Genomic DNA, 12422 nt, shown 5'->3' with positions numbered 1-12422 from the left:
ATGTATACAAAAATTGAACAATTAGCATTAGATATAGACTGGTTTTTTACAGATAAATTAGAAATTGGTTTTATAGCATCCGCAGGAGGAAAGTTACCGGATACGATAGCTGAATTAGGTAATGGTAATCAAATATTATCTTCTTACTTCAGAAGTCTTCCAGATATTTCTGAGGTTATAATAAATCCAAAATTAAGCGAAATATTACAAACATCTGTAAATGAGATTTATTTATTAGATTTTATAAATATGGCAAAAAAAGGATTATATTCTTTTGACAAAACAAAGCTGAATGATTTTTTAGATACTTCCTATCATCTAGTTGCAAAACCAATAAACTCATTGAGGTTAAATGACTTGCCACAAAATATATTAGAAAGTCTCTTAAAAACTAAGATTTATGATAAACTCGAACATACTCAAGAAATTAATGTAGAAGTAATAAAATAAAAAATGAAGTCATTTATACCCCCGCTACACAAAGTCTCCTAATGGAATGGAAAATGAAGATTACACTACCATTTAAAAAGGCAGGGCGAGATCGGGGTTAGTGCTTCAGGAAAGATTTGTGTATGATTCCGGGAACAGACTCCTGCAGCATTACCACCAGGTAGACAATAACCCGGAAGAGATCCTGGCGCAGAATACCTACAATGACCTTTCGTAGCTTACCAATAAGATGAAATAAACATACAAGGATGAAAAACTGTTTACAACTGCCTCAGCCGCTTCACCAATTTCTCCCTTTCCCCGCTTCCCGTCGTCGGAAACCGCAGCAGCGGAAGGCCGTAGGTTTCCAGGATCTTATTCTTCATGGCATCGCGTTCGTTCTGGCGGCTGCCTTCCCGGTGATATCCGTAGCCGTCTACTTCAATGGCCAGGACCGGATTTTTGCCCAGTTTATTATAAATGACAAAATCCAGGTGGGTGGCGTAATGCCCGGCATATTTTGCTTCTTCGGCACTGAGCTTTGAAAAATCCGGGAGCAGGTTTCTGAGCGGGAAGTGAAGGACGGCATCATATTTCGAAAATTCGTCCTGTGACAGGACTTCACGGATCAGCAGGTGCATCAGGTTTTCGCTGTCGAATATCGATTTCTGCTTCTGTCCGGATAGGAGTTCCCGCTTTTTCGCTTCATATCCTTTGTACAGGTAATCGAAAACAGACTGCAGTTCACTGTTTACAACCGTGAAATTCTGGTATTCGATGTAGCGGATCAGGTCGGAGATGTTGTTGTCTTTTTCGTTTTCATTCCCGTTCACCACCACAATCAGCTGGTCTCTGGCACGGGAGACAGCGACATTCAGGCGGTTGGGATGGTCGGTGAAGCCTGATATTTCATTGTCAACGGTGGAAAGGATGATCACCTCGTTTTCCCTTCCCTGGAACTGATCTACCGTATCCGCTTTCACGGAAGTTCCCTGAAAGGCCTGCTGTAACGCCGAAGTCTGGTTCCGGTAGGGCGTTACGATACCCAGGTCTGCGGTTTCCAGTTTCTGCTGCGGGATAATCTCCTCTGTGATCACGTCGATTTGCCGCTGGTTCATCCGGTCCCGCGCATGGTTTCCGGCAACGGTCCTGTAAACGAGCAGGGGCTCCCGGCCGGTTTGGGCTTCGGACAGAATGATCAGTTGGTTCTGGTAGAATTTCCGGTTGCAGAAATCGATGATTTGGGGATGGCACCGGTAATGTTCCCGTAAAAGGGTTTTAGGAATCCCGGGAAATAATCCGGTTACCGACGAAAGCAGGCTGTGACTGGAATACCGGTAAGCTTCATGAAGCTGGTAGGACTGGAAAATAAGATCCGTTTTCCGGGCGGTATCCTGATTTACCACGTTGGGCAGCTGCTTCAGGTCTCCCACGATCACCACTTTTCTGGCACAGGATAAGGCCAGCACACCCGTGGCCAGATCAACCTGCGAACATTCGTCGATGATCACGAAATCATAGACGGTATTTTTGTCAAGGCTTCTCCGGAGGGAGTAGGCGGTGCTGAGGATCACCGGGTAGTCCCTGATGAACTCTTCTGCGTTCAGATGCAGGTCCGCTTCCGTATATTGCGGACGCTTTTTTTTCCGGTATCTCTGATGCAACGTATGTCTGAACAGCTGCATCGAGACTTCCGTAAAGGTCTTCATTTTCTCCCCGAAGGAAAAATCCTCCAATGCCGATTCCAGCTGCGCCTTCCTCAGCGTAAGCTCCGAAATTTTTACGGTATAATATTTAGCCTGAACCGATCTGATCAGCTCCCGGTAAGACCGGTCATAAAAGGTTTTGTCCCGTACGCCATAGAGAAAAGGAAAGGTCAGTTTCCGCCACCAGTTGAATTTCTTACCGGATGCCTCATATTCTTCAATCGTGATCCAGAGGGAAAGCAGCTGACCGGAAGAGATGTTCTTTTTAAAACGCAGGTCTGACGTTACGGCCATGGCGGAGGTGAAATGCCGGTATTCGGTTTCTACATTTTCGATGTGCCGCTTCAGCAGAGCCAACTCGTTTTGCTGCTCAAGCTTTTCCGAAAGCTGCGCAAAGAGCAGGGTATTGGACTCCTGAAGGGAGTGTGCTTCTTCTGCCGTTAACTGCCAGCCGGACAGATCCGGAATCTCAGCCTGGGACTCAAGGAATTCCTTTTTCTTTTCGGAGTTTCCCAAAAGAGCGGCTATAAAAGAGAGGCCGTTGCGCTCCAGCTTATCAAAAACATTTTTGATAGCCGCATTATTGCTCGAAACCACAGCCACGCTTTGATGGTTCATTACCGCATTGGCAATAATATTGAGGATGGTCTGGGTCTTTCCGGTTCCCGGCGGGCCTTCAATGATGCTCAGCGGATGGGAGAATGCTTCCTCTACACCTTTTTTCTGGCTTAGGTTGAAGCCGAAAGGAAAAAGCCCGATAGGAGAGCCGTGCAGATCTTTCTCCGGTTGTTTCCGGTTAAGGTAGTGCGAAAGAACGGAATGTTCCGGGATAAAAGCGATTTTATCGTAATGATCAGCCAGGATATTAGTGCCTTCCTCTGTTGTAAGCCCGACCGCCTCCGCAATCTGCTTCAGGTAACTGAAAACCGATGTTGACTCCGCACTCTGTAAGGCCGACTTTACGATTTTTATCTTATTCTGATGATAAGCATACGTCTTCCCATTGTTTTTATAGGTCACCAAACATTTGTTCCCTTCGAAAGCATAGGTATCTATTTCATCAGTCCTGTCTTTGCCGTCGATATAAAGGGCTTGGGATTTTTGGATATTGGTTTTTTGCATTGCAGCAATAAAAGTAGTAAAATACTGAAGTGCTTACAAGTAAAAGTCTCTGTATCGGGGAAAATTTTCTAAGCGAATTTCTTGACAATCTACCTTTGTAAAAGAATTTTAAAATTAATAAAAATGCCAAAAAGAAAAATTACCCAGTCAGCTGTAAAAAGAATTCAGAGAGCAACAACTACATCAAACGAAGGAGTAACTCCAAAAGGAAGTTTTGCAGCAAGAGCTCAGCGTATAATCGCTAAGAAAAAAAAATAATTAATGAAAGGGTATCTTTATGATACCCTTATTAAACTTTATTACTATGATTAAGATATTTCTTAATATATTAAACCAAAATAAATATTCTTTAGAATTACCTGTTTATAGAAAATATTCTGCAATGGTTTATCAAAAAATTATTGAAGAACGCTTCAGTGAGTTTAAAGATGATTTGCCGGATACTTTTGAAGATTTTGTAGAGAAGCTCAAAAACTACTGCAATCAAGATTTTCATGGAGATCGTTCCATAAGTTTTGATGAATTTGAATCTAATAATTTATCTTGCATAGTCGAAAAGAGTGAGGATATAATGCGATTCGTTTCAAGTAATAAGGAGATTCTATCTTTATCATTTGGATTTACGATTTTATTTTATACTCATATATTCACCATTATTTCAATTAAAAAAAGAACTTTAGTTCATTCTAAAGATGAGTTACTGAAATTTTTTGATAAGAAGGTTCAATTTAGCCAGACTGCCATTGCAAAGGAGTGGGACATAAACAATGATACGCTATCCAAATGGTTTGAAATTATGTATCAAACCAATCCTTTTGCAAACCGAAAAAAAATTAATCTATCTGAATACCTTAGGATCTATAACGATTTTTTTATTCTGGAAAAAGATAAAAGACACAATGACAATGATTTTATGATTCCCGAAGATAAAATAGATTTTTATGTTTTCGCAGCTGTAAAAGGGAAAACTTATAAAAAAAGTGAAATTATTGAGTTGGGTTTCGATCTTGATGAAAAAGCGACAACCAAGCATTATACACAGGCAAGAAAGTTTCTTTTAGAAAAGTTTCCTTATTATACATTAATTGATAAATTCCCAAATTCATGGGCTTTGGAACTTATTAATGAATTAAAAACGAAATAATCGAAGTAATTTATATCATCTAACTTTTTACAATTGCTACATTACTAGTAATTAATTGTAGAAGTTACAATAAATAGATTAAACAATGCCTACATCCTTCTTGCTAAAGTACTAGCATTTGCATTTTCTATAAGTAAATTATCCAATTGCCGATTTGATAATTTTATATTGAATTGTTTTTCAATTTCAGCCTTAAGTATAAAGCATTTACAAAAGAATTTTGCATACTCAGCATCAATATTTTCTAATTTTATGAACGGTTTAAAATTATTTGGAACTTTTGATACAAAATTCTTTAGCGCTGCTACAGCTCTTGTATCATAAATAAAGAATAATTCCGGCAGGTGAAAATGCAAGTATTTTGATACTAATGAACGTTTATCAAGTTGAGTAATTTCTTTAATTGTTTTAGTCAAATAGTAATGAGTTTCTAATACATATTTTAAATTTTTGATTTCTAAAGTTTTAAAATTTTTAAGTTGAGTTAAATATGTATCAATTTCTGATTGACGAAATGTTGGCACAACTCTATTAATGTAGAAATTATCATTAATTTCATTATCTTTTGTTCTACGTCTTTCAATTGACGCAGAATATATTCTACCAATAAATAAGACTTTTGCTAAAATGCATTCGTCTTTCTTGTGTCCGAAATTTTCTTCACACATTTTGTAAAGGATTTCGTTCCCAAAATGCCAAACATTGTTTTGCATTGCTTTTTCAATCTCCTTTTTTGGTAGTGTGTTCATTTTAATTTGGTGGTAACTGTTAATTTATCATATTTGAGCGTAATGAAATGAAATTAATAAAGATTATTCTCATAGCTAAACCATATAGTGATACAAAAATAGCGTCTTACTAATAAAGAATTACTTATAATAGCCCAAAGCTTCATGATGGTATCTTATTGATTTTTTATTCCAATATTTACAATCAAGAACCGTCTCATCATTTGATTCTAAGGTAAGAACATTGATCTGATCGTATACGACAGAATTACCTATTGTATACCTGGCGACTAAACACTTTGGATTCACATTGATTTTCAATACTTACAAAGCACCAATTGACTGACATTTTAAAAAAGAATCATATATAATTTGAAAAGGATTAATATAAACCCTGTTTTCTTCGTTGCCTTTTTGATGCATATAATGAATCATATAATCTTTTTCATTTCTCCCTCCGTATTTTGGGGAATATCTGAAGTTAATTTCGCACTCATATTGCGGTAAAAAAACAATTAAATTTCCTTGATCAGAATATGAATCATATATTTCTTTTAAATCTTTATCTAGCAAAATAAATGGTAGAGCAAAATTTATTATTTCGTTAAGATCTCCTCCTACAATTCCTTTTGTATGATAATTATTATATAATATTTGTTCACCTTTTTCATATTTTATTTTTAGACGTATTAACAAATCATTTACTTCTTTTGTAGTGTCAAAAATAAGCTCAAGAAAATTAAACATAAAAATCAATGGAAATTGTGACGTATAATATGAGCGCTTAAAGAATAGATAAAATTCTTTATTTGCTAAAGTACCTGCTTTAATATTTAATAATGTACGTAAATTAATTTCTTTGCTTTTTATTAAGACTCCAAGAATGTTTTCAAGGATTATATAATAGTCAGTAGTAGATTTGTAATCGGTACCAACATAATCACTATCAATTTCAAAATTACTAATGAATTCGCGAAGGTAATTTGTAAGAAATTGATTCGTATCAAACTTGTATGGACTTATACTGTAAAACTTGTCAATGTATCCTTCAAAATCTACATCTTTTCCAAAACGATGTTTGTATATTCCTCGGATATTTTCGATATCACAGACGAAGATAATTTTATCAAAACCAAATTTATTTGATATGGCATCTTTTCCAAAATTAACGCTAAATATATTGAACAATCTAAAAATTTGTTCAGGATCAAGTCTGTCAATATCATCTATAACTAACGCAACCTCTTTATGAATTTTATCCTCATTTGATTGGTCATTAAACTGTGTAGAGTTAAACCGGATTTTTTCTAGCAACTCTGCTATCAGTATCGAGAAATAATCTCTTTCACGTGGACTGCCTTTTTTTTCGCCTTCCTTAAAAATAAATTTAAATAAATTCGCTTCTTCCGATTCATGCTCATCTTTGAATTTTTCATAACCATTAGTGACATCATCCCAAAACTCAGTAAGCTCTTTAACTTTCCCAGTCGGATCAATAATTGATAGCATTTTGAAAAATAAAGGACCGTATTTTACTTGAGAAAGATAATCAAATTGAAATTTTAAAATCGGGGAGTAATCTTCATTAACTAAATTTAATTCATTATTAAATTTGACCATTAATTGATAGATAATATCAAATTTAATTAGCTCAAAAATGTCTTCTGATGCTGCAGTGCTATATTCGACGGGATAGAGTGTCAATGTTACAAATTTTTGATCAATCTGTGAAAAATATTCAGTTAAAAATGTAGATTTACCTGTACCAAATTTGGAACTGAAAAGAATTCGATTATTTTTATCAATTCTTAAATGTTTTTCAAAATCTTCAAAAATTTTGCTAGTATCAATTTTTATTGTGGTGTTTTCTGCTGCCATTACTTTTCTTTTTAATCCAACTGGTAATTTAAAACTTGTTTAAGTATTTTGGAGTTTATATTCATCATAATTTTATCTTGAATATTTATGCAAATATAAATAGTCTTTCATTTTTGAAATCTCATACTTCAATACTTCGGGATAGATTTAGAGAAGCTAAAAGAAGAAATCAATTACTGCAATTACATGGTCAATCTTTCCAAGATATTTGATAAAGTATAAATTAAATGATTGGCAGATTCAAATTTTCTAAATTTAAGATTAGCCAATCATTTCTTTACCAGTGCTCTTTATCTCTACAATGCAATTTTATAAAGACTGATTTAGCCTATTATATTGACCATGTTATTGCCAATCAATTTCTAATAGTAATTTAAATATCCGATCACTATCCCTACATAATTTATTAGGATTTTTTTCTAAGTAAGAATAACAGTACTCAAAATCAGATTCTAAATTCCTAAATAATTCTTCAATGTCACTATATTCTGAATTAATTTCTGTTTTGAAAATGATATAATATAGAAATTTTCCAATATACCATTCTAGATGTATCCAAAGATTAGTATATTCATTTATGTAATCTCCAGAATGTACTATCTGATTTCTGTGAAGATAAATTCTTTGCAATTGAAATTCTATAGATTCTTTTGAAGAATTTATCCTTTCTAATATAGATTCTAATTTTCCTTCTAAAATTGGTTTCATGGTATATAAATATTCGTTTGCAAGTAAGCTCGAAATATCATTGAACTGTTTAAATTTATTTTGCGAATCATTTTTTAACCACTCAATCCATGTGTACATATCTGTACCTCTATTATATTTTGGAAGTGAATTAACACCTATAGTATTAAAACAACCTTGATTAACCGTATTAACAGTAAATATTCTTTTAATAAGATATTGAATATCACGAGTAAATGAGCCATAGCTAAATATTTTTCCAAAAATGTCCCTTACATTTTCAATATCAGCTTTATAACTTCGATAAGGTAAAATACTTTCAATTGATGTCCAAAGAAGCGAAAGTGAGTTCTCGATTGATTTTGAACCTAACGCTAGATTATAATAATAAAGAGCTTTCTTTAATTGATCATTTTTGATGAAATCCAACGAAGAATTTTCATTAAATAAAATAGATTTATTATCAATTAGAGATAAAAAAACAGTACCTCTTCTGGAAGTAACACTTATTGGGTCACCACTAATAATAATGTTCTTAAAGAATTTATGAGAAGAGCCTGTCTTTCTCCAATAACTATTTTTGAAAAAATTTGTAAATATATTTAAGGATTTCCTATCTTTACTTATCACTGTACTTTTCAATAAATCATCATACTGATTTCTAATAAGAGAGACTGGATCAATTGTTCTTGTTTCATAACAAATAACCTCATCTCTATGTCCAGATGACTTAGGCTTTTCAAAATCATAAGTAAAATCGATAGCTTTTCTAATATTTCCAAATCCTTTAGAATAAATTATATTCTTTATATCTTCATTATCAACCGTGTTATTCCCAATAAATACAATTAATTCATAGAAGTGTTCTGAATGACTAAAAAAATCTAAAAATTTCTCTAAACTAATATATTCTCTTGATTGTATCCAACTTCGTAAGACTTCATTTAATGTGCTAATACTATAACCTTTATGTAATAAATAAGGTATGATAATATCAACCAATTTAGAAATTAAATCAGTTATCCTTTCTATTTTTACTTTTTCTTTGAAATCAACTTCTTTTAATTCCTGGACAATATATTTAAAATAATATTTTTCTAATTGTATGGAAAACTTTTTTAAATTATGAATAAAGTTATCAATTTTATCGAGACTATCATTTTTAAATGAATCATCTTCATTAAAATTCAAGATATAGTCTTTTAGATCAGCAAAATATTTAATTATAATAATATCATTCACTATATTTTGCTTTATATATTTGGACTTTGCCTCTTTCAAAAGTACTATGAGAGTCCTTAAAGTTCTAATTCTCTTTTTACTTAATTCTGCAAGCCTTATTAATTCTTGTAATTGTGTAAATCCATTAATTGTACGATGCTTCTTAGAAATCGTTTCGTCATAATCACATCTCTGAATAATTTTTTCAATAAAAAATCTTTCTAACTTTGTTGAGTCATTATGCCAAGTTGAGTTTTTAGGTACCCACATTATATTAGTGAATTATTTAGGGTTAACATATTTAAGTAATATTTAAATCTTAAAAATACAAAATTATATTTATCAATAAGTTACGGCTTTCCGTAAATAACAAAAATAAAAACCATTAGAAAAATTTTACTCAGTATTTTCACTGAAATTTCATCAAAGATTTATCAGATATTGTTTAAGAAAAAGTTTAAGTGTACATACTCAGTGTACACTTAAAAAGAGAATATAATATCACAGGGAAACAACACACGAGTATAATGCTCGCACAGGTAGGGAATTTTCTACAAAACTGATAAGTAGTTGCAAATTTGCTCAACATGATTTTTTATTGACCATTTTTTAGGAATTCCAAGTCCTGGGTAATGACCACTTTTGTAACTTTCCTGAAAACCTATAATCCCCGTCGTTATAAAAACTTTATTTTTATTAACAAAATCATCAAGTTCTGTCAGGGCATCATTATACTTCCTTGCAATTTCACTTTGACCATCTTTATCATCTGAAACAAAATGATAAATGAAAAGTGATGAATTATTGAGAACGGTTAAATGTAGGGCTACCGAAAAAGCTGCAAAACCAGTTGTATCATTATTTCCAATGATAGTAAAATCTCCGAATCCTACAGCATTTTTTGAATGGTAATCAAAAAGATGAGTTTTAAAAATATTCTTAGGCGGATAATCAACATTTCTACTCTGTTTAAGAAATCCATCATTAACTAAAACACTATTACTATTTGATACTTGCTCAATGTAGCTAGAATTAACAAAATCAGTCAAAAAAATATTATATTCAACATTACTTAGATTCTTTAAAAGCTTTCTATCGCCAAATTCAAACCCATGAATTAAGGATTTCTTTAAAGTTGGGAATGATTGAATATAATTTGCAATCTCAAATTTCTCAGTTTCTTTTTGAATAACGTATGCTATCGAAAAATTTTTATAGTTTTTTAATGAATCATCTATAAAATGTTCTGTAATTTGATTAATATCTGGAAATCCCTTTTTACCATAATTTAGAACAAGAATAAAATATATGTCTTTTGAGATTAATTTTGTTATATTCCTTTTACAGCTTGTTATATTAGCAGGTATTATCACAGGGATGAAACTGTCATAATGTTTAACTTCTATCTCACAAAGAGCATCTAAATCATATTGCTTTGCGTTGATGAATGGAAAATACATGGTTGTAGTTTTATATTATAGTACTAATATAAATAATATTTTCCACTAATTATGTAAAATTTTTAAACTATTTATAATATTATCGCAATTCGATTTATTATATCGTTTTGTAAAGGAGATAGGCTTTAAACTTTCAGGAAGTAATGATATTAGATTGATTTGCTCATCTTTAAATTGTCTTAATCTTAGTGCCTCAATAACTAAGTTATGAGCCTCTTCTATCTCTATGCTGCAAAATAGACCATAGCAGTATGCGAAGATTTGAGTATTTGGAATTTTTGGAATGTAACCAAATTTTCTTTCAATAATATATAAATATTCAGGTTTTCTTAAGGCATAAAACAGACTCTTATGAGTTATATTACTTAGATTGCTCGTAGCTTCTCTTTCTAAAATAATTTTACATTTATCATCCAAAACATATATCCCTACAGCGAATGGGACTATTCTTTTAACTTTACTTAGATGTCTTTGTGAAATTACAACATTTAAAAATTCAAAAAAACTTTCATAATCACTCATTTGTGATTTTAATCTATCTGTAGAATCGATTTCAGATTTAATTTCATACACTGTTGATGTTCCATTAAAAACAGCGAGATCAGCTTTAGATTTGTTTACATTGAATTCCGGGATTGTTATACAATCTTTAATATGATGATTTTTAAGAATAATATCTTTTAAAACAATATTCTTGTATACATATTCATTCTTATATTTTTTTGCTAATAACTTATAAAAAGTAACATATGCCTGTGCAAGTGTAAACTCATGATAATCTATACAATACTCTTTAAATGTATTAACAATAGTATTTATTTTTTCTTCATCTTGCGATGCAAAAGAATTAAAGCTTGCAGTTGAAAAAAGCTTTGAGATTTGTATATAATCTGACTTGTTGAGTTTTGATTTTATTTTCATTTCTTACTTAGCACTCAAAGGTAAACATTAATTTGAATATTTTTAAAATAGTATTTTATGTAATATATCATAGTTTTTGGAAGTCAGTCTTAATATACAAGTATGCGAGAAATTAATCTGGAATATTGATTCCTTTAGCATTTTCAAATTCTTTAAAGAATCTTTCTAAAGAATAGCGTTCGTGTCTTAGAATATTATAAAGGGTTGACATCGGAACATCATATCCTTTTGATAATTTTAATTTTGAGATTGTAGAAGAGGTAATACCGCAAAGTTTAGCATATTTATTTTGAGAAATAATATTACCATTTTGATCGTGATATTCACGTAGAAATTTGCTCTCTATAAAATTGCATAAATGTTGATTTACTAGCGTATTTTTCTCATTCAAGTCTTCTTTGCTCTTCATTTGGTTAAAATTGCATGTCCAAATGAAAAGATTATGAATAAAATTACTGTTCGCTATAGCAAACGATTTGTATTTTTTTTTCTATATTTGCTAAACAAGTTATAGAAATGTCATTCCTGCATGGCCGGATAACACGCAAGCCTAAAAAAACAGAACAAATGAAAAAGAAAAAAACAGACCTCGAATCCCGGTTTTGGTCCGGCCGGAGCAAACTTTCACCCGTATCGCTGCTGGAAGCGTTTTTCCAGTTCCATGACCTGGGCACGGCCAAAGAACGGCTCAACCGTATTATGGCGCATGCGGTTCAGGGGAAAGTCCGGATCAGCGCAGATCCTTCCGTCATCTTTCATTTCTACCAGTCGCTGCGGTCGTTCATTCTCGCCGGATATGACCTGAGGAAGAAATCCGGGAAATGGTCGGTCTGTACACTTCCTGAGCAGGGGAGTGCGCTGGAGCTGGGTTCGCTTTCGGAGGAAGAATATTGCGATCCGGTTTTGGTTTTCCGCAAAGCCTTTCAGGATTACCGCCCGGCGCAGTTCCGGGATTTCCTGGCAGATGTGGTGTATTTCTCGCTGGGCACCTTCAACAACGTACCGGAGGGCAATATCGTGGGGCCGTACCTGCACCTCTGCAAAATGCTGGATGCCGCCCGGCTGATCGTGGAGAGAAGAGCTCAGGAAGGGAAGGGGCAATGACAGGTGATGGTTTGCCTGACTG

Annotated in this window: 11 protein-coding genes; 4 read left to right on the top strand and 7 right to left on the bottom strand. The window is 33.0% G+C overall.

From position 1 onward, the window contains the following. On the top strand, positions 1-450 hold the full coding sequence (locus CHA01nite_RS13400) for a hypothetical protein (RefSeq protein ID WP_146942188.1): 450 nt from the start codon (positions 1-3) through the stop codon (positions 448-450). 260 nt (positions 451-710) lie between these two features. Here the strand turns inward: CHA01nite_RS13400 and CHA01nite_RS13395 are convergent, their stop codons facing one another. Then, entirely contained in the window at positions 711-3257 is a 2547-nt protein-coding gene (locus CHA01nite_RS13395; protein WP_146942186.1) for a DEAD/DEAH box helicase, read from the bottom strand. A gap of 123 nt (positions 3258-3380) precedes the next feature. On the opposite strand from CHA01nite_RS13395, the gene CHA01nite_RS20950 reads away from it, so the two are divergent. Continuing rightward, the gene (locus tag CHA01nite_RS20950) at positions 3381-3515 is read left to right on the top strand and encodes a hypothetical protein (RefSeq protein ID WP_262712142.1); all 135 of its coding nucleotides are present in this window, start codon (positions 3381-3383) and stop codon (positions 3513-3515) included. 46 nt (positions 3516-3561) lie between these two features. Further along, complete coding sequence (locus CHA01nite_RS13390) at positions 3562-4401, top strand: hypothetical protein (RefSeq protein ID WP_146942184.1); 840 nt, start codon at positions 3562-3564, stop codon at positions 4399-4401. A gap of 89 nt (positions 4402-4490) precedes the next feature. On the opposite strand, the gene CHA01nite_RS13385 is transcribed toward CHA01nite_RS13390, so the two are convergent. The 6 genes from CHA01nite_RS13385 to CHA01nite_RS13360 all read right to left on the bottom strand — a co-directional run bounded on the left by CHA01nite_RS13385 (position 4491) and on the right by CHA01nite_RS13360 (position 11705). Next, the gene (locus CHA01nite_RS13385) at positions 4491-5150 is read right to left on the bottom strand and encodes a hypothetical protein (RefSeq protein WP_146942182.1); all 660 of its coding nucleotides are present in this window, start codon (positions 5148-5150) and stop codon (positions 4491-4493) included. Positions 5151-5453: 303 nt separating this feature from the next. Continuing rightward, a complete protein-coding gene (locus CHA01nite_RS13380; protein ID WP_146942180.1) occupies positions 5454-7007 on the bottom strand; it encodes a P-loop NTPase fold protein in 1554 nt (517 codons plus the stop codon). A 345-nt stretch (positions 7008-7352) separates the two neighbouring features. Continuing rightward, complete coding sequence (locus tag CHA01nite_RS13375; protein ID WP_146942178.1) at positions 7353-9185, bottom strand: hypothetical protein; 1833 nt, start codon at positions 9183-9185, stop codon at positions 7353-7355. A 281-nt stretch (positions 9186-9466) separates the two neighbouring features. Next, on the bottom strand, positions 9467-10375 hold the full coding sequence (locus CHA01nite_RS13370; protein WP_146942176.1) for a sce7725 family protein: 909 nt from the start codon (positions 10373-10375) through the stop codon (positions 9467-9469). A gap of 45 nt (positions 10376-10420) precedes the next feature. Beyond that, positions 10421-11296: a sce7726 family protein gene (locus CHA01nite_RS13365; RefSeq protein ID WP_146942174.1), complete on the bottom strand. Its 876-nt coding sequence runs from the start codon at positions 11294-11296 to the stop codon at positions 10421-10423. A gap of 112 nt (positions 11297-11408) precedes the next feature. Further along, entirely contained in the window at positions 11409-11705 is a 297-nt protein-coding gene (locus CHA01nite_RS13360; protein ID WP_146942172.1) for a hypothetical protein, read from the bottom strand. 107 nt (positions 11706-11812) lie between these two features. Here CHA01nite_RS13360 and CHA01nite_RS13355 point away from each other — a divergent pair, with 107 nt between their 5' ends. Beyond that, the gene (locus CHA01nite_RS13355) at positions 11813-12400 is read left to right on the top strand and encodes a hypothetical protein (RefSeq protein WP_146942171.1); all 588 of its coding nucleotides are present in this window, start codon (positions 11813-11815) and stop codon (positions 12398-12400) included. The last annotated feature ends 22 nt before the right edge of the window (positions 12401-12422 follow it).

This window comes from Chryseobacterium hagamense (genome assembly GCF_007991455.1).
GTDB classification, from domain to species: Bacteria; Bacteroidota; Bacteroidia; order Flavobacteriales; family Weeksellaceae; genus Chryseobacterium; species Chryseobacterium hagamense.
This window is presented reverse-complemented; position numbering and strand designations above follow the sequence as displayed.